A 26,025-nucleotide genomic window follows, 5' to 3' on the forward strand; every position below is an offset into this window, starting at 1 on the left:
TTCAAATGTTTCCTTCCGTCGTTTTACCACAGAATAAACGTATTTTTTGTGTTGACAGTGTTTCCTTCTACGCCAGCTGTGAATGCCAGTATCGCAATCTCCCTCCCTTAACGACACGTCTTGCGGTCGTCTCCGATTTAAAACGAAGCGGATCCGTCATTCTCGCCGCTACTCCCGCCTTAAAAGCGCTTGGAATCAAGACAGCCGGTCGACTGTACGAAATCGAGCAATTACCCTACGCCATTCGTCGTACGATTCAACTCGTCGAACCGCGCATGCTCGCTTATATGAAAACGTCGATTCGTGTTTTAGATGTCCTGCATCAATTTGCCCCACCTGAAGCGATTCGTGTCTATTCGATTGACGAAAGTTTCATTGACATGACTGGAACCGATCGCCTGTTTGGTTCCGATCTGCAAGCTGCCAAAAAGATTCAAGAAGCGATTCTGAAGCAGACCGGCATTCACGTCCGCATCGGGATTGGTCCAAATAACGTCATCGCGAAACTGACGCTTGACTTAATCGGGAAAAAAGAAGGCATCGCACAATGTGGATACGCTGATGTCGCACGACGTCTCCATGATTTTCCGATTCGGAAGATGTGGGGAGTCGGACACCGCATGGAACAACATCTGCAGATGATGGGGATTGAAACGATTGGTGACCTTGCCATGCGCCCAGTCGAAGAGTTACATGAACGCTTCGGTGTCATCGGCGCCGAACTATGGCACCACGCTTGGGGTCTTGACGCGTCACCGACACTGCTTGCCCCTCGCCATTTGTTCGAGAAAGCCCCTCAACGGACGATTGGACACGGTGTGACCTTGATGCAGGACTATTATCAATTCGAACGTATCCGGAATGTGCTCAACGAACTCGTGCAGGATGTTGCGGCACGTTGCCGCTTTTCGAATCAAGTTGGTTGGACTGTTCATATCGGTGTCCGCTATTCTCGAAACGTCGTCCGAAGTGGCTTCTCGCGTCAAGTCCGGTTGCCTTATCCGACATCCGATGAGCGAATCATTCTGCGTCATGTCTTACAATTATTCGAACCGAATTGGCTTGACGGGGAACCCGTTCGTTTTTTATCTGTCGCAGTGGGACATCTAACTGCCGATCAAGGCACCTTACAGTTATCCTTGTTCGAGGATAATACGCGACTCTGGAAGCGGCGGCGGTTATTAAAAGCAATGGACATCGTTAACCTCCGCTACGGGAAAGGAACGATTCGTCTCGCTGTCTCGTTTCTCGATACGAGCGTCGCCAAACGGCGGCTTCGTTTCGTTGGCGGTCATCCAGGAGGTGATCTTCATGACAGCGTATCGTGATCGAGGGAATTTAAAGTGGATCCCTTTTCTCATGCCGGAGCACTTGCAATTGCTCCGGGAGTATTATGTACAAATGCATCAGATCGACTTGCCTGAAATCGATGAACAACTGCAAGAATCGTGGCACTTTCTACTTCAAGAGGCTTTAATAGAAGGAAACGAACTCGAAATCACGTATTATAAGGAAAGTAGCTACGTGACGGTCGTCGGTTTTGTTGAACGGCTAGAGCCTGAACGTTCTGTTCTCTTTCTGCGTGGTCGTGTTGCAGTAGAAATCTCCTTCACACGAATCGTTCGGATCGAAAACGGGTAAGCTTTCATACAGATAGCCGCTTCAAATCGTGCCCGGAAAGAAGGAATAGTCATGTTGGATTGGTTCACTTCCCTCCCCGTCGTCGTGCAAGCATTACTTGCCGGTATGATGACTTGGGGATTAACCGCACTTGGTGCGGCACTCGTTTTCGTCTTTACAACGATTGAAAAACGCGTCATGAACATGATGCTTGGTTTTGCAGCCGGTGTCATGATCGCCGCTTCATTCTGGTCTTTGCTCGCCCCAGCGATCGAATTCACGGAGCAGGACGGTGGCATCGCGTGGATTCCTGCTGCAATTGGATTCCTTGCGGGTGGATTTTTCGTCCGTCTCCTTGACTTCGTCACACCGCATTTGCACTTATCCGCACCACTTGAAACAGCTGAAGGTCCTTCAACAGGACTTAAGAAAACGACGTTGCTGTTTCTTGCGATCACGTTGCATAACATTCCGGAAGGTCTTGCGATCGGTGTCGCTTTTGGTGCCGCTGCCTTGAATATGGACGGAGCGACCGTCGCCGGGGCTTTGACACTCGCACTCGGGATTGGCATTCAAAACATGCCCGAAGGTGCTGCGTTATCGATTCCGTTACGCGGTGAAGGGATGTCGCGCCGGCGTGCCTTTCATTACGGTCAATTGTCAGCAATCGTTGAACCGATTGCCGCGATGGTCGGTGCGGCGGCTGTCTTCTTCGTTCAACCACTTCTACCATATGCGTTATCGTTTGCTGCTGGTGCGATGATTTTCGTCGTCGTCGAAGAATTGATTCCGGAATCACAAGCAGAGAACGGATCCGATTTAGCGACACTTGGTCTAATGGTCGGTTTCACGGTCATGATGATTCTCGATGTCGCTTTAGGTTGAGCTCAAAAGCAACGAGCAGTGGATTGAATCCTCCACTGCTCGTTTATCTATTCCCATTCGAATCATTATTCAATTTGAAGTTGTCCTGACCTTGTGTGATAAGCGGAGGATTTTATTCAAGATGCCGTCCTACACACAAACTTCGTCTTGAAGTTTGCGTTGCTGTCCTAAGTATTTCGTCTCTCTTGCTTTCTATGATCGAAGTGCGTCTTCACGGATCAGATTGGTCACGTTCCCTCAGACCTGCGCCCGATATTCCGATTGGTTCTATCTCACAAGAATAAAACATGATATGTTTTTACATAGCACATCATTATAGAAGGAGATTACCATGCATATCATTGAACTCTTGAAAGCTCTTTTACTCGGTTTCGTCGAAGGAATGACGGAATTCGCACCTGTCTCTTCAACAGGTCATATGATCATCGTTGATGACATGTGGTTACAAACAACCGAATTTCTCGGTAAATACTCAGCGAACACCTTTAAGGTCGTCATCCAGCTCGGATCAATCCTTGCGGTCATCGTCGTCTTTTGGAAACGTCTCTTCAGTTTGATTGGTCTGTATAAAATTGAAGGAGAACACGATGCGACGGGTACACACAAGTTAAAACTACGTCACGTTTTGATCGGTCTATTACCTGCTGCTATTCTCGGATTGTTATTCGAAGACTTCATCGATGAGAACCTCTTCTCGATTGAAACAGTCATCATCGGTCTTGCGGTCGGTGCCCTCTTGATGATTGCAGCCGACAAACTCGGACCAAAGGAACCGAAAACGACATCGCTTGATCAGATTACATATCGCCAAGCAGCATTCGTCGGTCTGTTCCAATGTATTTCCCTTTGGCCTGGCTTCTCCCGTTCTGGTTCAACGATTTCAGGAGGGGTCTTCCTCGGCATGAATCACCGGACGGCAGCTGACTTCACGTTCATCATGGCCGTACCGATCATGTTCGGTGCCAGTTTCCTCTCACTCGTTAAGAACTGGGATAACATTCATGCGAGTGATTTCGGTTTCTATGCCGTCGGATTTATCGCATCGTTCGTGTTTGCCCTCTTATCGATTCGCTTCTTCTTGAAGCTGATCAACAAGATCAAACTCGTCCCGTTCGCGATCTACCGTCTTGTCTTAGCAGCTGTTCTTGCTGTCATCGTCTACATGTAAATTCTAACCGTTAGCTATTTTAGCTGACGGTTTTTTATTTTTTTTGAAACTAATTCATTCGGTTAAGGGTATATAGGGATGAGACATACTTAAAGGAGTGAACGCCATATGGCACGCAGAAGTCGGAGTCGATCAAAACTCCCATTAATCATCGGAGTCGTTGTCGTCGTCGTGATTGCGTTTTTAGCAATCGGCCAATACAACAGCCTCGTCAATGTAGAAGAAGATGTATCGAATAAATGGTCGCAAGTCGATAACCAGATCAAGCGTCGTGCGGATTTAATTCCGAACCTCGTCGAAACGGTCAAAGGTGTCGCGGGTCAAGAAGAAAAAGTATACGGCAAAGTCGCTGAAGCTCAAGCTGGTCTTGCGCGCGCCGCGTCAACCGAACAACGGATTGAAGCCGATCAACAAGTCACGTCTTCGCTTCGTGGATTGATTGCTTTGCAAACCACTTATCCGGAACTAAAATCAAGCGAACGATTCCAATCATTGATGGATACGCTGGAAGGAACAGAAAATCGTCTCGGGATCGCCCGCAAGGATTACAACGATGCCGTGACGCTTTATAACAAAAAACGTCGGAGCTTCCCAACAGCACTCTATGCCTCTGCATTCGGATTTGAGAAAAAGCCGTATTACGAAATTTCAGACAGCGACCGAGAAAATCCGACTGTCGACTTTAACAGTGATTCGAAATGATTCGGCGGTGGACGCGACTTCTGTTGAGCGCGTTCCTCGTCTTCTTCCTCTTCGTTCCGACGGCTAGTGCCGTTTCAGAACGAACGGGAGCAGCCTTTTTCATTCAAGATGATGCTCAGTTGCTCACACCGTCGGAAGAAGCCGAACTCGCGCAACTCGGTCAGGAACTCGAACAGTACACGACGGCGCAAGTCGTGCTGAAGACGGTTCCCGATCTAAAAGGACAGGACTTAAGTTCTTACGCCAATGAAACATTCCGGCGACAAGGAATCGGTCAAAAAGGAAAAGACAATGGTGTACTCGTCGTCGTCGCTCCGAACGAAAAGAATCGCCAATTTCGGATCGAGGTCGGTTATAAACTCGAAGGGGTTCTGACCGATATCACGGCCGGTCGTATCCTCGATCAATACGCGGTTCCTTATAAAGAGAATGGTCAGTATGGAAAAGCAGCAAGCGAAACATACAAAGCTGTCGTCAGTGTCATTTCAAAAGATCAGTCGCTTGAGTCGCAAGACCCTCCGAAATCTCAAAATGATGGTGGGCTTCCGCTGTGGACGAAGATTCTGATCGGTGCCGGATTACTGATCTTATTGTTCCTCGATATGAAGTTCACTGGCGGTATGTTCTTCTTTGCAATTTTGAACATTTTTTCCGCAATCATGCGCGGTGGCGGTGGTGGAAACGGCGGTAGTCGTGGTGGTGGCGGAAGTTCCGGCGGCGGTGGTGCCGAACGTTAGAAAAGGAGTCGGTTTTCATGAGGATTATCTTAGGCTATTACATCCTCCTGACACTCATCGGATTTGGCTCGATGTGGCAGGATAAACGTCGAGCACGACAACATGCTTACCGGACACCGGAAGCGACACTATTGACGATTGCTTTTCTCGGTGGTGCGCTTGGTTCTTGGATCGGTATGTATACAGTCCGGCACAAGACACGGAAAGCGAAATTTCAATGGTTGGTGCCACTTGCAGCTGTGTTGCATCTCGCTTTCTGGATATTTTACACTTCACAATGAAATCATGTGACCGATAGAGAAGAGAACGTACGGAAATGCATCCGTCGTTTCCTTCTCTTTTTTATATGAGGTCAATGATTATGAAAAATAGGTTTAATTTCTTTTTCTCTCAGGGTAAAGAGTTTAACTAATTTAATAAATACATCTTTTGATGTATCGAGAGGTGGACATCTTTTATGTGGCATCCTTGCGCCGAATGTACGACATCAATCCGTTTCGTCGAAGCTGGAGCACTCCATATCCAATCACCAACACCAGAAATCTATTCCTATCAATCGTTCGAACAACTCGAACAGTTACTAACATCGCTCTTGCGTGTAGCGGATTATTCGGTATCCTGTCGCGCCACACAATCGCGTTATGTGACAGCACCCATTCTAGCTTCAGCACTTCTAGAACAACTAAAGCATCGGTCAGCAATTGATTTTATCCAACACGGTGTCATGACGAGCCATTTGCAACCGATTTATGATATTCAACAAAATGTACTCGTTGCGAATGAAGCATTACTGCGAGCAGCAGATGACAACACTCCTATCTCACCAGGTGTCCTATTCTCAACAGCATCGAAGATGGGGCTTCATTCTCGGCTTGATCAACGGGCGCGCGAAGAAGCGATTCGCGCGACACATCATATCGGTGGCACAACAAAAACGTTCATCAACTTTCTCCCTTCGACGATCTATAATCCGGAGTACTGCCTGCGCCATACGTTTGAAATCGTTGAGCGTTATCAAGTTGATCCAAGTCGGCTTGTCTTCGAAGTCGTCGAAACGGAAAAAATTGAAGACGTCAACCATTTGAAACACGTCTTCGAACAGTATAAAAAGCAAGGCATTCAAGTGGCACTAGACGATGTCGGCGCTGGTTTCTCAACACTTGATATGTTGTCCTTGCTTCAACCGGATTATATTAAGATCGATCGTTCCTTCATCAATCACTGCGATACGAACTCAGAAAACGAAGCGTTCTTACGAAAAGCCCGTTATCTAACGCGAGAAATGGGGATTCAAATCTTAGCTGAAGGCATCGAACGTCAAGAAGAACTCGATTTTTGCCGCGAACTCGGCTTTGATCTTGGTCAAGGATACCTACTCGGTCGTCCCACTCCTTACGCTCATTTGGCGAAAGCACAATAAAAATACGCACATGGACCGTCTGATTCGGAACATGTGCGTATTTTTAGGTTAAGAAGTCGAAACGGAAACTGTCTCGTTCTGTGTGATGGCATCGACTAGTTGTTCTGCTGATACGATTGGACGCAACAGACGGCACAGCTCCTCTTTCGATGTTTGAAAAGCAAGTGCTTCGACAATGTTGAGCGAAACTCCGAAATCAGTGAGGGTCGTTGGCTGCTCTTGTGCAAGAAGGTAGTCACGCAACTCTATATAATCATCATCATGTCCGAGCAGCTTCTCTTGGACGAGTAACCCGTAACCGACCTTACTCCCATGTAAGAACGCATGAGTTTCTGGATAAGGAGACAATGCGTTATGTACCGCGTGTCCGATTGCACCGCGTGTCGCCGCATCACCAAAACCTCCAATGCTTCCGGCTAATGGAATGACGGTCTCGACGAGGTATTGGATTTCAGCTGGATATTCACGAAAACGTTTTTCTGTCACATTCGTCGACAAAATGAGATCCTTGCATCGCTCAGCTGTCCGGAGTGCCGTCTCGATGACGGGATCGCTTGCTGTAGACCCACTCAAGGCACGTGCTTCATACCATTTTGCTAGCGTATCGACGAGTCCGGCGACAAAATAATCATACGGACTCGTTGCGATGATACGATGATCGAGTAAAAGAGCTTCAATCACGACAGGAAACGTGTCAAATCGAATATACTGTCCCTGTTCGTTATACATTACACTGAGCGGAGTCCACGGGGCACAGTTCGAGACAATCGTCGGAATGACGATGACAGGACGTTGTAATTGAAACGCGACCTGTTTTGCCGTATCGATGACACTCCCACCACCGAGTGCGAGAATCACATCATACGGAGCACATACTTGTTTGAAGAATGCCACCTGTTGATCCGTACAATGTCCTTCAAATAAAAAGCGGGGAACATCCGGTAAAGCAAAAGCAGCTGCTTCGTAGGCTTGACGTCCATGAATCAAGACTGCCGAACGGTTACCTATTATTTCTTCGAGTTGATCGAGTGCGTGTTCCTCATGTATGTATTGTAAAACAGCTTGTCGAATCACAGAATCGCCTCCTAATATTTGTTATCGCTCAGTATACGCAAAAGAACGCGCTTCGGCAATCATTCGATTTTTATAGGAGGAGCGCGTACACTAGACAAGAAAAGAATTTACTATAAAGGAGTCGATGAATCGATGCAACAGATCACGTTAAATAACGGTATCAGCATGCCCCAACTCGGATATGGTGTTTTTAAAGTACCGGAAGAAGAAGTATATGAAGCGGTCAGCGAAGCGCTTCGCGCCGGGTATCGCTCAATCGATACGGCGATGATTTATGAGAACGAAGAAGGCGTCGGTCGTGCTCTGCGTGACTCGGGTATTCCCCGGGAAGAGATCTTTCTGACGACGAAAGTCTGGAATTCCGATCATGGCTACGAAGAGACACTTGCCGCTTTTGAGACGAGTCTGCAAAAGCTCGGCGTTGATTATGTTGATTTGTATCTGATTCATTGGCCAATGCCTAAAGAAGATCGCTATGTCGAGACATGGCGAGCGCTCGAGCATCTCTATGCAGAAGGGAAGACGCGTGCCATCGGTGTCTCGAACTTCCATATTCCTCACTTGGAACGAATTTTAGCCGAAGGATCGGTTGTTCCTGCCGTCAATCAGATTGAACTCCATCCGTTTCTTAGCCAAGAAGCGATTCGAGACTTTTGCCGCAAGCAAGGTATCGTCGTCGAAGCATGGAGTCCGTTGATGAAAGGACGCGATGCGTTGACGCATCCGGTCATCGTCGATATCGCCGACCGTCATCAGAAAACACCTGCTCAAGTCGTTCTCCGTTGGCACTTGCAACATGACATCGTCGCGATTCCGAAATCCGTCACACCAAGCCGGATTCGCGAAAATCTCGATGTCTTCGACTTCAGCTTGTCAGACACTGATATGCAAGCGATTGATCAATTGAACGCTAATGTGCGTACAGGATCAAATCCGGATGAAAAATGATCCACAGATGAATGTGCTCGTCTAATATCTATTCAAAAAAGGTACTTTTCGGACGTGATCCGGAAAGTACCTTCTTCTATTCCTGTAAGTCAATACACTCTTACCCTCATCTATGAAACAATTTTATTTTTCCTTAACGGTCCAAACTATTTCCATAGTCTTGTTTTGCAATGTCATCTGAGTGTTCTTTTGATTGACGATGTCCTTCTCCATCCTGCTTTGAGTCGTGCTCCTTTTCTTCTCGTTCTGTTTCCGGACGCCGGAAATCATCATCCCGACGCATCGCAATATTCGGTTCTCGGTTTCCATCGAGCTTTTTCGAATGATCGATCGCCTGCTCGTCTTGCGGCATCTTATCGGTACCTGCGCGATGCAAATCAATCTCCGCGTGCTCTTCCTTTGAATCCTTATCAACGTCAAGCGAATTACCTGAGCCAAGCTGTGCGTTAGAATTAGCGTCTGATGACGTATGCGTTTCTTCTCCACTACCATAACGGACTTTTACATCAGGATGTGTGTTGTCTGTATTTAAATGTGGATCGAACTGGATGTCTTGGACTTCAAGTAACAGAACAAAGCCCCCACCTTCGACTTCCGTTTTTCGTTGTTCGATTTCATTATCTGATAGATCAAGTGACTCGAACAGATCATCGACTTCTTGATCACGACCTTTGTTCCCACGAATCCGGTCCATCCAAGACGGTTTTGTTGTCGCGATTTCTGCGTCCATCTGGCTACGGACGAGTGCGATATTCGACTTCTCCTTGACGATCACGTAAAAGTCTTCTTCCCGATGTCCTTGAATGTGTAGTTCGTCCATTTTTGAGATCAATTCGTCTTCTGAATAGAACGTTCCGATATATTGTTTCGTTTTCATGGATGTTCTCCCCTTATTAACACGATTTGTCATGCGTGGCTTCTATAAGGAGTATTTCCTCTTTTGCATTAAAATATGCCAAAAAATATGGGTTCCGTTAAAACGTCATCTGTTTGACATGTAAACGGTCATTCGCCGACAAGTTTTAAACCGATCGTCGCACTTAAGACAAGACCGATACAGACGAGCCGTTTCCAGTCTTTTGATTCGTTATAAAGCACCATGCTGAGAATCGCTCCGCCCGCTGCTCCAATTCCTGTCCAGACCGCGTACGCTGTTCCCATCGGTAAGCCATTCATTGCAAGCGTCAAGAATAGAAAACTGAGTCCGAACCCTGTTCCCATCAACAGTAGATTCTTCGCATTCTTATTTTGATTAAATGTATTGATCAAGACGACACCAAACATCTCAAAGATTCCGGCAATGACTAAATACACCCAACTCATGCTGATTTCTCCTCTCCACTGACTAATTTTAGACCGATGACGCCAACGAGTAAGACAGCGATCAATGCTAATTTCATCACGGAAGCCGCTTGATCGAACAACACGATGTCCGTCAAGACCGTCCCTGCCGTCCCGAGACCAACGAAGACAGCATAGACCGTTCCGACCGGTAAATGGTTACTTGCTTTAATCAATACGGTGAAGCTAACGATGATACAGATGACTGTCGCTCCCCATTCGAATGGTGTTGCCGCATGTTTTAACCCGATGACCCAACCGACTTCAAAACACGCTGCGATAATGATCCCGATCCAATACTTTGCCATAGTAATTGCCTCCTAATAGATGATTTCAAATGAAAAAGCCCGGGAGCAAGCGAGACGATTCGCTTTACTCCCGGGCTTTTATCCCTCCGTTGCATGGACAAACGTCCATGTTCCTCCCTCGGTCCAGCCGTACGGAACCCTAGAGGATACTGCCTATTTCATTCGATACGTCCACCCTAGCACGCCCTTTTTCCCGTGTCAAACAGGAATTCGTCTTCGATTTGTCTAATAGAATTAAAGTGACTTCATCTGAAAGAGGAGGATGCTGCATGCGTTATAAAATCAATGACCAACTTCGGATTCGTCGTTTTACACCGGAAGACGTAGAAGCGGTCCACGCCTATGCGTCACAACCCATCGTCAGCCAATTTCAGTCGTGGGGACCGAATTCCGAGACCGATACGAAACAATTCCTGCACGATGCACTAGAAAGTGAACTCGAGACACCAAGACGTCGTTATGTCTTTGCCGTGACATTTCCAAGTGACGTCGTCATCGGTGCCGGTGAACTCGTCATTACAGACGTGGAACATAAAATCGCCGAAATCGGATATGTCCTCTCACCCGATGAATGGGGAAATGGGTACGCGACGTCAATTGCCTCTTTCCTTCTTCAATTCGGTTTTGAAAAACTAGAATTACACCGAATCACAGCGACATGTGATCCACGGAACGTCGCTTCTGAACGTGTCTTACAAAAAGTCGGTATGACAAAGGAAGGACAGCTTCGCGAGACGGTCTATTTAGAAGACCACTGGCGCGACTCTTTGATTTACGGCATGCTCGACTGGGAATGGCAAGTCGATCATGAGGACGATGACTAAAATATGACTTCAAACGGTGTGCTTCGGCATACCGTTTTTTTATGCCCAATCTCCTATTTTTTTGATTTTTATCAATTTTTAAACAAGCGCATGCTACACTATTCCTAATGACAAATTTTAAGAATTGGAGTGAACCTCTTGATGAAAAAATGGACTGCTCATGTTGCTGGACTCGCTGCAACATTGATGTTGAGCTCGGTTCTACCCGCACCTGCTTTCGCTGAATCGCCACCTGCTCAACCGACGGCAGAAGTACAAACAGTCACAGAAACGACAGGAACGGCTTATTTGAAAGAGAATACCGCATTGCTACAAACAGCTGACTCTACCGCTGTCATCCAACAACTACCAGCAGGAATGACATTCAAGACGCTCGATACGGACGGTGACTTCACTCGTGTCAGTTGGCAAGAAGGAATTGCTTATGTCGCAACAAGTGCGTTAACGCAAACAGCGCCTGTCTTCCAAAAACAAGCAACGTTGACTTCGAAAAGTCCACTCTCATTAGTCGCTTCACCTTTTGACTCCACCGTCGTGACGACACTTCCCGCTTATCAGCGAATCGATACATACGGCACTTTTGACACGTTCACACGCCTGAAATGGAAAGAGCAATACGTCTACGTACCTACGACACAACTCGAGCAACTTCCGAAATTGGTTGGAACACAGTACGTCAAACGAGCAACTTCCCTTTTCGTTGAGCCGAAGACGACAAGTACGAAGACAGCCGTCACTCAAAATCAATCATTCGAGACATTCGGTACGGTGGGTACCTTTACGCGCGTGGCGACTGAAACAGGTTATGCCTTCGTATTGACGACTGATTTAGCAGATGCGCCGGTCGAAAATTATCCGGAAACAGGACTGCGTTATGTTAAACGAGCAACTTCCCTTTTCGTTGAGCCGAAGACGACGAGTACGAAGACAGCCATCGTTCAAAATCAAGTATTCGAAACGTTTGGTACGACGGGTACTTTTACGCGTGTGGCGACTAAAACGGGTTACGCTTTCGTATTGACGACTGATTTAGCTGATGCGCCGGTCGTGAACCATCCGGAAACAGGAGTGCGTTACGTCCAACAGCAGACGACAGTCTATGCTACTGCGACTACGAAAGGGAAAGTCCTTCAATCGATTTCTGTAAATACCTCGCTTCAGACGTACGGAATCGAGGGTTCGTTTACACGAATCAAACGAAACGACGATTACGCCTATGTGTTGACGGCACATCTTGGGACACTAAAGTACTATCCGAAGACCGCACGCCTCTATGTTCAGCGCGCTACACCCATCTATTCGGATGCCAAATCTTCAAGTCCTATCTTAAAGCAACATCAAACGAATACTTTACTGACCGTTTACGGGACGAACGGTGCCTATAGTCGAATCATCTTCCGCGGGATTCATGCTTACGTCAAGACAGCTGATCTCGGTACTGGAAAAGTCTATGCATCAACCGGGACACGATACGCGAAACGCAACCTGTCTGTTTATACGTCGGCTTCGACGAGCAGTAAAACAGTCTATACTGTTAAACGGGCTGATCAATTGACGATTTACGGAACGAGCGGTAGTTACACACGCTTGAAAAAAGGATCGATCTACGGTTACGTCAAGACGACGGATCTCGTGACAAAAAAGCCGGATCTGTATGATGTCTCTGGTCAACGTTACGTGACCGAAGACGACGTCGTCATCAGGTCGCAGGCAAAACTGTCGGGTAAAAAAATCGGTACATTAAAAAAAGGGGCCTCGATCTCGATCTACGGAAAAAGCGGTTATTATACACGTGTCAAATACAAAAATACCTTTGGTTTCGTCGATTCGAGTCGTATCGGACTGAACAAACCGATGGCAAAAGCAAAAAAAGGGACGACGTTTTATGTTCATCTAGATCAAACTCCCCTCTTCTCTGCCGACGTCGCTTACAGTCGTCCGGCCGCTTATTTGAAGAAAGGGACGAAATTAGTCGGTTTGAAATCGATTGATGATGACTTTTGGCAAGTCCGCTTAGTCAGTGGTCAAACCGGTTATGTCCTCAACCCTTATATCAGCACAAGTAAACCCGATATGAGCCTGGCACAAAAAGCGATCGACCGGGCGAAAATCTATACCGTCAAACAGACGACATCCTTTTTCGCAAGTCCGACGAGCCCAAAAGGCAGTGGACTTGTTGAACAAGGCAAACGCGTCTATCCGCGTCACCGGGTCGGAAACTTCTATGTCATCCAGTCAGGTTGGACACCTGTCTATCTTCCTGTATCCGCTGTGACGATCACGTCGGATAAACGGGTCGTCAAAAAGAACAATACGCGTGGTGAAAAGCTGATCCAAGCAGCCGTCCAGCATATCGGCACACCCTACACATGGGGTTCGCAAGATGCCGTGAACGGTGGTTTTGACTGTTCCGGTTTGATTCACTATGCGACGAACAAGGCTGGAAAATACGGTGGTCGGACGAACGTTCGTGGCTACTGGTACGGTGCGTTCTTCACGAATCGCCGGACGAGCATCTCAAGTGGTAAACGCTCAGATATCGTCTTCTTCCAGAACACCTATACAGACGGTCCATCGCATATTGGAATCATGCTTGATAACGAACACTTCATCCATGCGGGTGGTTCACAGCTGCAAATCAATTCAATCTATGAACCGCGTTGGCAGGAGCATTTCCTCGGCTTTAAATCGATGTAATAAAAAAGACGAATCCGTCGGTTTCGACGGGTTCGTCTCTTCTTATCGCAACACGTCAGAAAGTCATCTCGACGTATTTCGCCACTTGTCGGTCCATCAAGTATAATTCGATCTGTTCACGGTAGGCTTTATAGTGGTCGGATGCGATATGCGCTTCAAGCGCTTCTTCGTCCCGATACACTTCATACAACATGAATTGATGCTCATCCTCGATCGATTGGTGCAAGGAATAACGTAAGCATCCTTCTTCTTTTTGTGAAGCATGATAAACCGTTTGTAAAATCGGGAAGACTTGATCCGCAAGTCCAGCTTTGATTGTAAGTACAGCATTGACGACGATTTCTCCCATGTTACATTATCCCCTTTCGTGATTACCTGTATCTGTACCCATTTTCGCGAAAAGACACACGTTAAAGGAGCTTGAACATGCAAACTCAACTTTTTGAAGCACTCGAACAATTCGAACCGACAATGATCGCGTTACGTCGCGATTTTCATCGACACCCGGAACTCTCTTTCCAGGAAGTCCGCACACCAGAACGGATTGCCGCCTTTTACGCAGAACAGGGCATTCCTCATCAAACAGCCGTCGGAGGTCGTGGTGTCGTCGCGACGATCGAAGGCAAACAGCCTGGTCCGACGATTGCGGTCCGTGCCGATTTTGATGCTTTACCACTTCAAGAAGAGACGACGCTTGCCTTCCGGTCGATCCATCCCGGTGTCATGCATGCATGTGGACACGATGGTCATACGGCGATCGTGATGGCCCTTGCTGCTACACTCTATCCGTTACGCGATCAATTGCAAGGAACGATTCGGATCATCCACCAGCATGGAGAAGAGGTCTTTCCCGGTGGAGCAATCCAAATGATCGAAGCCGGCGTCCTCGAAGGGGTCGATGCAATTTTCGCGACACATCTCGAAAATGATTTACCGGTTGGCACGATCGGATTCCGGGAAGGACATACATTGTGTGCGATCGACGAATTCGAAATCATCGTCCATGGTCAAGGTGGGCATGCCCAGGCACCGCATAAAACAAAAGATGCTCTCGTCGCTGGAGCGCAACTCGTCTGCAACTTACAACATCTCGTTAGTCGACGGGTTGATCCGTTTGAGCCGGCTGTTCTCGCAATCGGTTCTTTCCATGCAGGAACAGCACCAAATATCGTTACGGGTGAGGCACGCATTGTCGGGGAAATCCGAACGTTCAATGAGACACTTCGGCATCAGCTCCGGCAAGAAGTCGATCTTGTCGCTAAGACGACGTGTGCCGGCATCGGTGCTTCGTATTCGATTGACTTCACGACTGGTTACCCGGCGCTCTGGAATCACCCGGATGAGACAAAACTCGTTCAGGAAGCTGCTGCTTTCTTACCGGAAGCATCCGTCCGGGCACTCACACCAATGATGGCGGCGGACGACTTCGCACATTACTTAACACACGTCCCGGGTAGTTATTTCTTTACCGGCTCTGGCTATACGGACGGTCGCGTCAACTATCCGCAGCACCATCCACAGTACGAGATCAATGAACAAGCGTTGTTGATCGGTGCGAAGACACTTGGAGCAACCGTTTTACGTGCCTTAAATTCTAAGGATTGACTTTATTTCTTTGTGAATGGTATCATCACAACAATGATAACGAATGACATCAACTTCATATACCCTTATCAAGAGTGGACCGAGAGATCTGGATCGATGACGTCCCAGCAACCTGCGCATAGCAAGGTGCTACGACCAGCAAAGCGAAAGCTTTGGTTGATAAAAAGCGGCGACTCCTTTTGCAACCAAGCGAAGGAGTCGTTTTCGTTTTCTCGCTGTCAGACATACAATGGGGATTTCCCACGGAGAGGAAGAGACAGATGGAAAAAGCAACATTTGCAGGTGGATGTTTTTGGTGCATGGTGACACCATTTGAAGAATTACCAGGAATCGAGGGAATCGTATCAGGTTACATGGGCGGACACGTCGATAACCCGACATACGAGCAAGTCAAAACAGGAACGACGGGACACCTCGAGGTCGTCCAAATCACGTTTGATCCGAGCCTGTTCCCGTACGAGCGTTTACTTGAACTCTACTGGCCCCAAACGGATCCGACGGATGCAGAAGGTCAATTCCAAGATCGCGGTACGCAGTACGCGCCAGCAATCTTCTATCATACGGATGCGCAGCATGAAGCTGCGATTACTTCTCGTGACGCTCTTGCTGCAAGCAACCGTTTCAAACAGCCAATCGTGACGCGGATCAATGCTGCTTCTGAATTTTATCCAGCGGAAGAGTACCACCAAGACTTCCATAAGAAAAATCCAGAACACTACAAAAAAGATCGTGCTGCTTCTGGTCGTGATGCCTTCATCGAACAGGAATGGAAAGATACGACGACGGTCTGATTCAAAAAAATGTATATAAAAACAGGTCAGTAAACGTTGGTTTGCTGACCTGTTTCATTGTTATGGAAAAAGTAAGTCATGAAACACGTTCTACTTGATCCTTTGCCTGTTGTTCCGGTGCCACGACTTGATACCGTTTCAAGACGAAGATGCCACACACCATGACAGCGAGACCGATGAGCTGACCAAACGATAAGTCGATTTGCGGCAAACCGAACCAACCGAACGTATCAACAGCGAGGGCAAAGCTCAACTGCGAAATCAACACGACAGAAATCGCGACGGACGGACCAAGCAATTGAATCCCGCGCATGACACAAAAGACGACACCGACACCTACGAGTCCACCGAACCAGTAGAGTGGTGACACATTTTGAATCTGTCCGATCGTTCCACCATGAAACAGGACATACGTGATGCTTGCTCCGATGAAGCCGACGAAGAAAACCAGCGTTGTCGTCGCCCATGCGCCGAATGCATCACTCATCCGAGCATTCAATACCGTCTGCAAACTGATTAGCATCCCTGCCAATACGGCACACACGATGCCTATTACCATGTTCGTTCCTCCTTACTCATAGCTGTTGCCGTTCGCCTTCTCGCGAATCCGCTCCAGATCGACAATGATGATTTTCCCGCGTCGTCGAACGAGAATCTCTTCTTCACATAATTTCGTGATGATCCGGTTGAGATGGCGATAACTCGTTCCAAGCCAGTCAGCAACGTCATGCAGGTTCGACGTCCGCATCTCCTGATAAAATAAACTGTCACTGGCTTCAGAAGCAATCGACAACAAATACCCTGCAAATCGCTCTTCAACTGTATACAATACATGGTGCGACGCTGATTTCGAGTCGGCATACCACTTCGCTGTGATCGTGCGTAATAAGAATTGCAGAAAGACGTTCGTTGTATTGTGCTCGCGTAAAATCGCATACGGTACGCTCAACACCTCGACATCGGTCACCGCCTCAACTGTATTCAACACTTCTCGTTCATTGATGAACTCGGCGTCACCAATCACTGTCAGTGGTGTTTTGAATCGTAAAATCCGTTGTTTCCCTTCTGACGAAGCAGCAGAAATCTTGACCTTGCCTGCGACGATGAAGTACATCCGGTCGATTGTCGCACCGGTCGTACAGAGGAGTTCTCCTTTTCGGAAGGTTTCTTCACGCAACCAAGCGCGCGTCTCTTCCGTTAAAATCGTATCCAGTCCATATTGTTGGATGACGGTTTCCATGTTCATTCCCTCCCTTTAGGCAAGTGAGAAAATCGCAACTCCTGCAAGCATGAGACCCACACCAACCCACTGACCACGATTTCCTTGTTTTTTTAAGACACCGAACCATCCTTTTAAATCAATCAGAAAGGCACATAAAATCTGCGCGACGAGTAACAAACACATCGCCCATGTCATCCCGAGTTTTTGGATCGCTGTGAGTTCCGTTACGACGACTAGCACGCCAATCAAACCACCGCTCGCATAAATCCACGGTAACTGACGGAATCCGCCGATTTTCCGATCTCGTACGAAGCTATAAATGACTAAACAACCCATCAGACCAACAAAGTGGACGATCAATACGGATAACCACGGTCCGACGCCTGTCGCAAGGCGCGCATTGAATATACCTTGCAGGGCGATGAACAGACCGCTCATCAAAGCAAACACGACTCCTTGCACGTCATCTCCTCCTTTAATCTCTACACTAGAGTAGACCTTATTCGTGCCTCACTTGAAAAGGACAAATGTCCCATTTTCAAAAAACATGAAAAAACCCGCTTTCCACAAGCGGGTTTACGGGTCATCATTGTATGTTCATGTCGCAAAACGAGCAGTCGTCCGCTTCAGCTGTTCCTCTGCTTCCTCCATCATGCGCGTAAACAACTCAGCAACCGTTGGCACATCACGAATCAAACCGGCAACCAGTCCAGCGTTGACATATCCTTTCTCTTCATCGCCTTCAAGAGCGCCTGTAATATGATACGACTCATTCGTCTGATCGAGAAAAGCAGCAGGTGTCTCGGCTGTGAGGTGTTCGACGTAAGGACCATCAAGGACACGTCGTACGAATCCGACGGAACGTCCGATGATGCGTGTATCGGTATCTGTCGCATCCGTTAAGCGCGATTTATAAACTGGGTGGACCTTCGCATCTTCCGTCGCGATCAACCGTGTTCCGAGCTGGACGCCGGCAGCACCAAGCAACAGGACAGCTGCTAGCCCACGCCCATCGCCAACCCCACCCGCTGCAAGAACTGGAATCTTGACCCGGTCGACAAGCTGCGGAATCAAAGTGAGGGTCGTCAGTTCAAGCGGGGAATTGATACCTGCCGCTTCAACCCCTTCTGCTACGAGTACATCAGCGCCTGCCTGTTCTGCCTTTACTGCCTGTTTGACCGAGGCGACGACCGCAATCGTTTTGATGCCAGCGGCTTGTAGTCGCTCTATGTATGGTGCCGGATTTCCTGCCGACAAAGAGACGACCGGAATCTTTTCTGCAATCGCGAGATCGATCAGTGCTTCCGTATAAGGAGATACACGAATCGCGATGTTCAAGGCAAATGGTTGCTCCGTCAGGGTTCGTGTCTCCTGAATCCGAGACGCTACTTCATCGACCGACAACGTACCGCACCCAAGCGTTCCGAGTCCTCCGGCATTCGACACCGCTGCCGTGAGTGCTGCATGACTAATGTTACCCATCCCTCCTTGGATCAATGGATAACGAATGTTGAATAGCTCACAAATCGGAAACATATCTTTCCTCCGTTCTCGACTCCCACCGCATGATATACTGACAGGGAATGAATAGTAGTTCATCTTATCCTAGAAATGAGGTCGTTCTGTTATGAAGATTCCGTATCAATCGATTCATCCGAACGTAGCATCCGATGTATTCATCGCTCCTGGCGCTTATCTGATTGGAGACGTCACGATCGGTTCCGAGTCTACCATCTGGTTCAACGCTGTCTTACGCGGTGACGAAGGACCGATTGCAATCGGCAAACGCTGCAGTATCCAAGACAACGCAACGATTCATCTGTACGAAGGCGCACCTGTCGTCATCGAGGATGAAGTGACGGTCGGACATAACGCGATTTTACACGGCTGTAAAATCGGACGTCGTTCGATCGTCGGAATGGGCGCGACCGTTCTTGATCACGCAGATGTTGGTGAAGAATGCATCATCGGGGCGAACACGTTGATTCCATCAGGAAAAGTCTTCCCACCCCGTTCGCTGATCATCGGCTCACCGGGTAAAGTCGTGCGTGAACTGACGGAAGCGGACCTCGCGATGATTCAGGAGTCGATTGATTCCTATGTCGATAAAGGTTACGCTTTCCGAAACATTCTCGCAGGATCAACCGAACAAAACACATCTGAATGACACGAATGCGGGGCGGATCGCGTGATCCGTCCCGCTTTTTTATATATCATCGTTCCGCAAACAGCGGGTGTTCTGTTGCATCATACGAAGCGCTACGTTGTGACACATCGTGTGTCTCTTCAAAGATTGATTCAAAGAACCGGCTCGCTGGTTGCGCAAGCAGACGGTAATATTGCTCGAACAACAGTGCCGCATGGTGTCCGCTCCAAGCATCCGGTAATAGTTCTTGCGGGAGTCCCGGATCCGTGAAGAGGAATTTTCGGTACTCATGTACGAGCATCGTCCGTTCGACGAAACACTGCTCATCCGTCATTTCTCCTAATTGGAGCTGACTCTGATGGACGATGTATTGCCGGCTATAATCCGTGATGAACGTTTCGTAACGTTCCTGCAATTCCTCTAGTGGAAAAGCGCGCTCAACAAGGGATTGGTCTTGCTTTGGACCGTGGTATTCACCGACGAAGAAATCGACATACTCTTCGATTTCGTACGCTTTAATCAATCGTTCCGCCTCTTTTTCAAGCGGATTCGGCGAAATCCAGACCCCGTTTGATAAGTTGCCAAACCCACTCCACGTCAGTTCTTTACGGAGCTCATCGCGAATCTGTCGCTTATCCTCAGGAATCGTGTACATTAACGTCCGCCACTTCCCGTCCCAGTCGTGCGGTGTTGATTTATAGATCCGGCGCGCTGCTTCTTCCATACGTTCCACCCCACGTGGCGTCAACGAATAGAAGCTTTTACTCCCCTGCTTCTCGGAGACGAGCCAGCCTTGTTTGACCATCCGGGATACTGCGACCCGAACGGCTTGTTCGTTATGTCCGAACTCTTTGACGAGTCGAATTAAACTCCCGACCCAGATTTGATTGCCGTAATGACGGATATAATCCCCGTAAATCGTAAAGATCATTGATTGGGTGTTCGCACTCATGGTATTCACTCTCTCTTCAGTCGTTCATAGTGTGTATCGTTAGTATACGGGTTATTTCAAACGTCGACCATCCTCATCTTCCTTCAAAGCGTGGTGGTCGTTTTTCAGCGAAGGCTTGTAGCGCTTCCTGACGATCGGCGGTCGGAATGACGACTTCATAAGCTTCCGTCTCGAGCTGCAGTCCTTTCTCGAGCGAGACATCCCGTCCTTGATCAATTGCTCGTTTCGCTTGGCGCAAGGCGATCGGACCGTTTTGTAACATCTGACCGGCAAACTCAAGACAGGTCGTCATCAACGCTTCCCGGGCGACGACGGCTGTCGCGAGTCCGTAACGTTCTGCTGTCATCGCATCGATTTTTTTCGCCGTGAAGATCAGTTCCTTTGCTCGTGTCTCCCCGATCAATCGCGGCAAGCGTTGTGTTCCGCCAGCCCCAGGAATGATTCCGAAGCTAGTCTCCGTCAACCCGACGAGTGCATCCTCAACGAGAAACCGGAAATCACAGGCAAGAATCCATTCAAAGCCACCACCGAGCGCGTGCCCATTGACGGCAGCGATTGTCGGTTGGGGTAATTGTGCAATCGAGGTGAAGACGTTGCGAATCGCAAGGACATTACGTCGGACTTCTTCTTCATTCAAATGTACACGTTCCTTTAAATCGGCGCCGGCACTGAAAGCTTTACCGGTTCCTGTAAACAGGACGACCCGCGCTTCCGAGTCGACTGACAACATATCGACTTGTTCCTTTAAGGCGACAAGTGTCGGATAATCGAGACAGTTCAACCGTTCTGGGCGATCGATCCGGACGATCGCGATATAGCCTTCTCGTTCCAAATGAATCATACGAGTCCCTCCCGATCGACGACGAGTGCGATCCCTTGTCCAACTCCGACACACATCGTGGCAAGACCATATGTCCGGTTCGTCCGGCGCATCTCATGCAATAACGTCGTCAAAATCCGCGCTCCACTTGCGCCGAGCGGATGACCGAAGGCAATCGCTCCGCCGTTGACGTTGACTTTTTCGCTCGGTAGACCGAGTGCTTCAATACAAGCAAGACTTTGAGCCGCAAACGCTTCGTTCAACTCAATCTGATCGAGCTGTTCGACCGTCAATCCTGCCCGCCGGAGAACTTTTTCCGTCGCATCGATCGGTCCGATGCCCATGATGGCGGGTTCAACGCCTGCTGTCGCACTCGCTCGGTAATACCCAAGCGGTGTCAAGCCGAGTTCGTTTGCTTTTTCTTCACTCATCAATAACAGCGCCGACGCACCATCATTGACGCCAGATGCATTTCCCGCCGTCACGGTACCGTTCGGGAATAAAGGACGAAGCGTCGCGAGTTTCTCACGTGTCGTCTCAGGGCGTGGGTGTTCATCTTGATCAAAGACGCTGACGTTGCCTTTCCGATCCGTTTGCGTAACCGCAACTAGTTCTTCCGTGAAGCGCTCTGCCTCGATGGCTCGTTTTGCGCGTTGCTGGCTTTCGAACGCAAAGTCATCCTGTGCTTCGCGTGAGATGCCGTACTGACGGGCGACGTTCTCAGCTGTCTCCGGCATCGAATCCGTTCCATATTGATCTGCTAAGCGATCATTGACGAACCGCCAGCCAATCGTCGTATCATACATCGTCTGATTGCCACGCGGGTTGGCTTGATCCGGCTTCGCGAGGACGAACGGTGCACGTGTCATGCTTTCCGTTCCTCCAGCGATATAGATGTCCCCTTCACCTAAGGCAATCCCACGCGCTGCTGCGATGACGGCGTCGAGTCCTGATCCACATAAGCGATTGATCGTCGTACCGGCGACTTCGACCGGTAGACCAGCCAGCAGTCCGGACATCCGGGCGACGTTCCGGTTATCTTCCCCCGCCTGATTCGCATTGCCGAAAATGACTTCCTCGATCGTCTTTGGATCGACTTGTGGATTGCGCTTCAGCAACGCTTCGATGACACGTGCCCCTAAATCATCCGGGCGAACTTGACGCAACGCGCCGTTATAGCGACCGATTGGTGTCCGAACGGCATCGATGATGGCAACACGTTTCATGACGTCACCTCACGATTCGTGTAGTCGTAAACCCCACGACCTGTTTTACGACCGAGTCGACCGGCTTTGACATACTGTTCAAGCAGTGGTGCCGGACGGTATTTTTCACCGAGTTTCTCATGGAGATACTTTAAGTTGTGGAGTCGAGTATCGAGTCCGACCAAGTCACCCAGTTCAAAGGGTCCCATCGGATAATTCAAGCCGAGTTTGATTGCTTTATCGATCTCTTCCGGTGTTCCAAGCCCTTCTTGCAACATATAAAACGCTTCGTTTCCGACGAGCGCACTGATCCGTGAAGTCACGAACCCGGGAAACTCACGGATGACGACCGTTTCCTTTTGCATCTGACGCGCTACCTGTTCAAGAGCTGCAACCGTCTCATCCGACGTCTCAAGACCACGAACGAGCTCGATCAGTGGCATCAAATGAACCGGATTGAAGAAATGCATCGCCATGACCCGGTCCGCCCGGTTCGTAAAAGAGGCAATTTCCGTCGGACTCATCGTCGACGTGTTCGTCGCAAAGTAACAGTCCGGACGTGCATTCGCTTCTAACGTTTCAAAGACTTGCTGTTTGATGCTGAGTTGTTCCGGTACCGCCTCAATGACGAGATCCGCTTGTTGTGCAGCTGTTGCTAAATCCGTCGACAAACTTAATCGATCGAACAGTCCCTCGACTTCACTCGCGGACATTTTCCCCCGCGCGATGCCTTTCTCCGCGATGCGTTCGAGTTCTTGATAGGCACTTTCGACATACGCTTCTTTAATATCAACGAGTGTCACCTGAAATCCACGGTGTGCGGCAACGTACGCAATGCCACGTCCCATGACGCCGGATCCGACGACAACAATTTGTTCTATCATCTGATTTCCCCCTTATCCCCTGTGCTGTTAAAAAAGGCTGGACTTCCCGACGGAACTCCAGCCTTCCCTCTTGCTTATAGTCCGAACGGATTAAGTGGACGACTGCCGTAATACGACAAGATACTTTTTGTTTCCGTGTACAGATCAAGTGTCTCGATACAGAGTTCACGACCGAATCCTGATTGCTTATACCCACCAAACGGTGTACCTGGGAAAGCAGAGAACGGACAGTTGACCATGACGATACCGGCTTTGATTTGGTTTGCAACGCGCGTCGCTTTTGCACCGTCTTTTGTCCAAACCGCTGATCCGAGTCCAAACGACGTATCATTCGCTAGACGAATCGCTTCTTTTTCATCTTTGAACGGCATGACGACGACGACCGGTCCGAAGATTTCTTCATTGACCGCTTTCATTTCATGCGTGACGTCCGTGATGATCGTTGGTGCGTACCAGAAGCCTTTTTCGTATCCTTCTGGTGCTGAAGCGTGACCACCTGTGACGATTGTCGCTCCGTCTGCTTTCGCTGACTGGACGTATCCATCGATGACATCGACTTGTTGTTGGTCGATGATCGCTCCGACGTGTGTCCCTTTATCAAATGGATTGCCGAGAACGAGTTGTTTTGTCTTCGCGACGAATTGCTCCATGAACGCGTCGTAAATCTCTTCGTGAACATACAAACGCGAGCGTGCTTCACACGATTGACCGCTGTTATAGAAGATTCCGAACAACGAACCATCAACGGCTGCTGTCACGTCTGCATCTTCAAAAACGATGTTCGGCGATTTCCCACCGAGTTCGAGCGTGACTCGTTTTAGTGTTTCCGAGGCACGTCCCATGATGTCTTTTCCGACTGGTGTCGAGCCCGTAAAAGCGACTTTATCGACGTTTGGATGCTCGACGAGATGGTTGCCGATTTCGCGTCCAGATCCCGGAATGACGTTGACGACACCCGCTGGTACACCAGCCTCTAGACAAATCTCACCAAGAATGATCGCTGTCAACGGCGTCAATGTCGCTGGTTTGACGACGACCGAACAACCGACTGCGATCGCTGGTGCGACTTTCCAAGCTGCCATCATCAATGGATAGTTCCACGGGATGATTTGCGCACAAACACCGACCGCTTCTTTTTCTGTGTAGTTATGGAATTGTCCCGGCACGTTATTGACGACACCACGATGACCGACGATCGCACCTGCGTAGAACTCAAAGTCTTCAATCGCTTGCGTGACTTGTCCTTGCGCCGCTGCTAGTGATTTCCCTGTATCGAGAATCTCAAGTTCGACGATTTCGTTGAAGCGGGAACGCATGATGCTCGCAATTTTATTTAAGATTTGCGCGCGACGTCCGACTGGCCACATCTTCCACTTCCCGTGATCAAACGCATCCCGTGCAGCTTGAACGGCACGATCAGCGTCTTCCTTCGACGCTTTTGCAACTTCCGCAATCACTTCACCTGTTGCCGGATTATATGTTTTAAATGTCTCGCCTGTTGCACCTTCGACTTGTTCGCCATTGATGAGCAAGTGATAGACGGACCGTTTCATTTCAAGTGTTTTTTCATGTACTGTCGACATTGTATTCACTCCTGTTCCTGTTGATTGAAAATCGGTGGGCGTTTTTCGAGAAAAGCTTGCATGCCTTCTGTTTGATCGGCTGTTGCGAACAACAGATAGAAGTTCCGGCGTTCGTGCTCCATACCATCTTGCAACGACAAATCGACGGCTTTGTTTGCTGCGTCCTTGATCAGTCGTAACGCCATGCTCGGCTGGTTCGATAACCGCTCTGCCATCGCAAGCACCGTCGCTTCGACGTCCGTCGTCACTCGATTGATGATGCCAAGTCGTTCTGCTTCGTCTGCCTGCATCCGATCACCCGTGAAGAGCCATTCAAGCGCCCGCGTCCGACCGATGCATTTCGTCAAACGTTGCGTCCCGCCTGCTCCCGGCATGACGCCGAGTCCGACTTCTGGAAAACCGAACTGTGTCGCAGGATCGGCGTAGATTAAATCACAAGCGAGCGCCAGTTCGAAGCCGCCTCCGAGAACAAAACCGTGGACACCTGCAATGATCGGCTTTTTGATTCGGCTGATCCGGTCCCAGTCCGCGAATGGATCGAGAAGTTCCATCGAGATCGGTGTCGCCTCGAGCATCTCCTCGATATCGGCGCCCGCTGAGAACGATTTTCCGTTTCCGGTCAAGACGATGACCGTCACCCTTTCGTCTCGGTCGAATGTCTCCATCGCCTCGACGATTTCCCGGACCATCGTCCGGTTCAGCGCATTGTATCGTGCCGTTCGGTCGAGTCGAATCCGACCGATCCGATCAACCATTTCCGTCTTAACGTACTGTTGTGTCGGCATGGACATCTTCACCAATCATCAATGTGACGAGATCCCCCGCAAAGCTCATCAAGTCTTTCCCGGACGCTTTTCCTTCGAGCGAACGCATGCCTGCTTGCATCGCTTCCTGACTTTCATAGACCATCTCGCACATCAAGTAATATTTTCCGTCTCCGCCCATCGGTGAACCGACGATTTTCGTGACGTTCATTTCTTGTAGTCCTGGAATTTTTGCTGTCAATGGACCATGGACCTCAAAGTAATGCTGATCGAATGCTTCCTTGTTTTCCGGGTGTTTGTACAATGCGATTAATTTTGCCATTTTGATT

The 26,025-nt window shown here is 48.8% G+C and carries 30 protein-coding genes and 1 riboswitch; of the genes, 14 read left to right on the forward strand and 16 right to left on the reverse strand.

Annotated elements, in window-relative coordinates; translation table 11 throughout:
• Window positions 1-5 precede the first annotated feature (5 nt).
• The 8 genes from BW42_RS11075 (at window position 6) to BW42_RS11110 (ending at window position 6,532) form a co-directional block, all read left to right on the forward strand.
• Window positions 6-1,328 carry a DNA polymerase gene (locus tag BW42_RS11075; protein WP_035410978.1) on the forward strand — a complete coding sequence of 441 codons (1,323 nt, stop codon included), beginning with the start codon at window positions 6-8 and terminating at the stop codon, window positions 1,326-1,328.
• Entirely contained in the window at window positions 1,312-1,641 is a 330-nt protein-coding gene (locus BW42_RS11080; protein WP_035410981.1) for a YolD-like family protein, read from the forward strand. The genes BW42_RS11075 and BW42_RS11080 overlap by 17 nt, the downstream gene beginning before the upstream one ends.
• A 51-nt stretch (window positions 1,642-1,692) precedes the next feature.
• Window positions 1,693-2,505 (forward strand): ZIP family metal transporter, encoded by an 813-nt coding sequence (locus tag BW42_RS11085; RefSeq protein ID WP_023467025.1) that lies wholly within the window; start codon window positions 1,693-1,695, stop codon window positions 2,503-2,505.
• 331 nt (window positions 2,506-2,836) lie between these two features.
• A complete protein-coding gene (locus BW42_RS11090; protein WP_035410984.1) occupies window positions 2,837-3,673 on the forward strand; it encodes an undecaprenyl-diphosphate phosphatase in 837 nt (278 codons plus the stop codon).
• Window positions 3,674-3,781: 108 nt separating this feature from the next.
• Window positions 3,782-4,375: a LemA family protein gene (locus BW42_RS11095; RefSeq protein WP_029340715.1), complete on the forward strand. Its 594-nt coding sequence runs from the start codon at window positions 3,782-3,784 to the stop codon at window positions 4,373-4,375.
• On the forward strand, window positions 4,372-5,112 hold the full coding sequence (locus tag BW42_RS11100; RefSeq protein WP_035410986.1) for a YgcG family protein: 741 nt from the start codon (window positions 4,372-4,374) through the stop codon (window positions 5,110-5,112). The genes BW42_RS11095 and BW42_RS11100 overlap by 4 nt, the downstream gene beginning before the upstream one ends.
• Before the next feature lie 17 nt (window positions 5,113-5,129).
• Complete coding sequence (locus BW42_RS11105; RefSeq protein WP_035410989.1) at window positions 5,130-5,393, forward strand: DUF1294 domain-containing protein; 264 nt, start codon at window positions 5,130-5,132, stop codon at window positions 5,391-5,393.
• A 176-nt stretch (window positions 5,394-5,569) separates the two neighbouring features.
• Window positions 5,570-6,532, forward strand: a complete 963-nt coding sequence (locus BW42_RS11110; protein ID WP_035410992.1) for an EAL domain-containing protein — start codon at window positions 5,570-5,572, stop codon at window positions 6,530-6,532.
• 48 nt (window positions 6,533-6,580) lie between these two features.
• Here the strand turns inward: BW42_RS11110 and BW42_RS11115 are convergent, their stop codons facing one another.
• Window positions 6,581-7,606 (reverse strand): iron-containing alcohol dehydrogenase family protein, encoded by a 1,026-nt coding sequence (locus tag BW42_RS11115; RefSeq protein WP_035410994.1) that lies wholly within the window; start codon window positions 7,604-7,606, stop codon window positions 6,581-6,583.
• Window positions 7,607-7,738: 132 nt separating this feature from the next.
• Between BW42_RS11115 and BW42_RS11120 the strand changes: the two genes are divergently transcribed.
• Entirely contained in the window at window positions 7,739-8,554 is an 816-nt protein-coding gene (locus BW42_RS11120) for an aldo/keto reductase (protein ID WP_035410997.1), read from the forward strand.
• Between the two features lie 133 nt (window positions 8,555-8,687).
• On the opposite strand, the gene BW42_RS11125 is transcribed toward BW42_RS11120, so the two are convergent.
• The 3 genes from BW42_RS11125 to BW42_RS11135 all read right to left on the reverse strand — a co-directional run bounded on the left by BW42_RS11125 (window position 8,688) and on the right by BW42_RS11135 (window position 10,203).
• A complete protein-coding gene (locus BW42_RS11125) occupies window positions 8,688-9,431 on the reverse strand; it encodes a general stress protein (RefSeq protein ID WP_035411000.1) in 744 nt (247 codons plus the stop codon).
• Window positions 9,432-9,559: 128 nt separating this feature from the next.
• The gene (locus tag BW42_RS11130; RefSeq protein WP_035411003.1) at window positions 9,560-9,877 is read right to left on the reverse strand and encodes a multidrug efflux SMR transporter; all 318 of its coding nucleotides are present in this window, start codon (window positions 9,875-9,877) and stop codon (window positions 9,560-9,562) included.
• On the reverse strand, window positions 9,874-10,203 hold the full coding sequence (locus BW42_RS11135) for a multidrug efflux SMR transporter (protein WP_035411006.1): 330 nt from the start codon (window positions 10,201-10,203) through the stop codon (window positions 9,874-9,876). The genes BW42_RS11130 and BW42_RS11135 overlap by 4 nt, the downstream gene beginning before the upstream one ends.
• A 269-nt stretch (window positions 10,204-10,472) precedes the next feature.
• On the opposite strand from BW42_RS11135, the gene BW42_RS11140 reads away from it, so the two are divergent.
• Together BW42_RS11140 and BW42_RS11145 are read left to right on the forward strand one after the other, a co-directional pair.
• On the forward strand, window positions 10,473-11,027 hold the full coding sequence (locus BW42_RS11140; protein WP_035411009.1) for a GNAT family N-acetyltransferase: 555 nt from the start codon (window positions 10,473-10,475) through the stop codon (window positions 11,025-11,027).
• Window positions 11,028-11,168: 141 nt separating this feature from the next.
• Entirely contained in the window at window positions 11,169-13,724 is a 2,556-nt protein-coding gene (locus BW42_RS11145; protein WP_231496908.1) for an SH3 domain-containing C40 family peptidase, read from the forward strand.
• 55 nt (window positions 13,725-13,779) lie between these two features.
• On the opposite strand, the gene BW42_RS11150 is transcribed toward BW42_RS11145, so the two are convergent.
• Window positions 13,780-14,073 (reverse strand): putative quinol monooxygenase, encoded by a 294-nt coding sequence (locus tag BW42_RS11150; protein ID WP_035411012.1) that lies wholly within the window; start codon window positions 14,071-14,073, stop codon window positions 13,780-13,782.
• 77 nt (window positions 14,074-14,150) lie between these two features.
• Here BW42_RS11150 and BW42_RS11155 point away from each other — a divergent pair, with 77 nt between their 5' ends.
• Window positions 14,151-15,329, forward strand: coding sequence for a M20 family metallopeptidase (locus BW42_RS11155; protein ID WP_035411015.1), 1,179 nt, complete (start codon window positions 14,151-14,153; stop codon window positions 15,327-15,329).
• Window positions 15,330-15,391: 62 nt separating this feature from the next.
• Window positions 15,392-15,495: riboswitch (SAM riboswitch) on the forward strand.
• Window positions 15,496-15,589: 94 nt separating this feature from the next.
• Window positions 15,590-16,120 (forward strand): peptide-methionine (S)-S-oxide reductase MsrA, encoded by a 531-nt coding sequence (gene msrA / locus BW42_RS11160; RefSeq protein ID WP_035411018.1) that lies wholly within the window; start codon window positions 15,590-15,592, stop codon window positions 16,118-16,120.
• A 76-nt stretch (window positions 16,121-16,196) separates the two neighbouring features.
• Here the strand turns inward: msrA and BW42_RS11165 are convergent, their stop codons facing one another.
• The 4 genes from BW42_RS11165 to BW42_RS11180 form a co-directional block, all read right to left on the reverse strand.
• On the reverse strand, window positions 16,197-16,679 hold the full coding sequence (locus BW42_RS11165; protein ID WP_035411021.1) for a DMT family transporter: 483 nt from the start codon (window positions 16,677-16,679) through the stop codon (window positions 16,197-16,199).
• 12 nt (window positions 16,680-16,691) lie between these two features.
• Complete coding sequence (locus BW42_RS11170; protein WP_052019120.1) at window positions 16,692-17,360, reverse strand: Crp/Fnr family transcriptional regulator; 669 nt, start codon at window positions 17,358-17,360, stop codon at window positions 16,692-16,694.
• 15 nt (window positions 17,361-17,375) lie between these two features.
• Window positions 17,376-17,804 carry a DMT family transporter gene (locus BW42_RS11175; RefSeq protein ID WP_035411027.1) on the reverse strand — a complete coding sequence of 143 codons (429 nt, stop codon included), beginning with the start codon at window positions 17,802-17,804 and terminating at the stop codon, window positions 17,376-17,378.
• 135 nt (window positions 17,805-17,939) lie between these two features.
• Complete coding sequence (locus BW42_RS11180; protein WP_035411030.1) at window positions 17,940-18,878, reverse strand: nitronate monooxygenase family protein; 939 nt, start codon at window positions 18,876-18,878, stop codon at window positions 17,940-17,942.
• A 91-nt stretch (window positions 18,879-18,969) separates the two neighbouring features.
• Here BW42_RS11180 and BW42_RS11185 point away from each other — a divergent pair, with 91 nt between their 5' ends.
• Window positions 18,970-19,509 carry a gamma carbonic anhydrase family protein gene (locus BW42_RS11185; protein ID WP_035411033.1) on the forward strand — a complete coding sequence of 180 codons (540 nt, stop codon included), beginning with the start codon at window positions 18,970-18,972 and terminating at the stop codon, window positions 19,507-19,509.
• 46 nt (window positions 19,510-19,555) lie between these two features.
• Here BW42_RS11185 and paaX read toward each other — a convergent pair whose 3' ends face one another.
• The 7 genes from paaX to BW42_RS11220 all read right to left on the reverse strand — a co-directional run bounded on the left by paaX (window position 19,556) and on the right by BW42_RS11220 (window position 26,018).
• The gene (gene paaX / locus BW42_RS11190) at window positions 19,556-20,440 is read right to left on the reverse strand and encodes a phenylacetic acid degradation operon negative regulatory protein PaaX (RefSeq protein ID WP_035411036.1); all 885 of its coding nucleotides are present in this window, start codon (window positions 20,438-20,440) and stop codon (window positions 19,556-19,558) included.
• A 73-nt stretch (window positions 20,441-20,513) separates the two neighbouring features.
• The gene (locus BW42_RS11195) at window positions 20,514-21,281 is read right to left on the reverse strand and encodes an enoyl-CoA hydratase-related protein (RefSeq protein WP_035411040.1); all 768 of its coding nucleotides are present in this window, start codon (window positions 21,279-21,281) and stop codon (window positions 20,514-20,516) included.
• Window positions 21,278-22,486: an acetyl-CoA C-acyltransferase gene (locus tag BW42_RS11200; protein ID WP_035411043.1), complete on the reverse strand. Its 1,209-nt coding sequence runs from the start codon at window positions 22,484-22,486 to the stop codon at window positions 21,278-21,280. The genes BW42_RS11195 and BW42_RS11200 overlap by 4 nt, the downstream gene beginning before the upstream one ends.
• On the reverse strand, window positions 22,483-23,349 hold the full coding sequence (locus BW42_RS11205; RefSeq protein WP_035411045.1) for a 3-hydroxyacyl-CoA dehydrogenase: 867 nt from the start codon (window positions 23,347-23,349) through the stop codon (window positions 22,483-22,485). The genes BW42_RS11200 and BW42_RS11205 overlap by 4 nt, the downstream gene beginning before the upstream one ends.
• A gap of 74 nt (window positions 23,350-23,423) precedes the next feature.
• Window positions 23,424-24,932 carry an aldehyde dehydrogenase gene (locus BW42_RS11210; RefSeq protein WP_035411048.1) on the reverse strand — a complete coding sequence of 503 codons (1,509 nt, stop codon included), beginning with the start codon at window positions 24,930-24,932 and terminating at the stop codon, window positions 23,424-23,426.
• 5 nt (window positions 24,933-24,937) lie between these two features.
• The gene (locus BW42_RS11215; protein WP_035411051.1) at window positions 24,938-25,717 is read right to left on the reverse strand and encodes an enoyl-CoA hydratase/isomerase family protein; all 780 of its coding nucleotides are present in this window, start codon (window positions 25,715-25,717) and stop codon (window positions 24,938-24,940) included.
• On the reverse strand, window positions 25,695-26,018 hold the full coding sequence (locus BW42_RS11220; protein WP_023466996.1) for an EthD family reductase: 324 nt from the start codon (window positions 26,016-26,018) through the stop codon (window positions 25,695-25,697). Before BW42_RS11220 ends, BW42_RS11215 begins: the two co-directional genes overlap by 23 nt.
• Window positions 26,019-26,025: the final 7 nt, after the last annotated feature.

It is taken from the genome of Exiguobacterium sp. RIT341 (assembly GCF_000632205.1).
Taxonomy (GTDB): Bacteria; Bacillota; Bacilli; order Exiguobacteriales; family Exiguobacteriaceae; genus Exiguobacterium_A.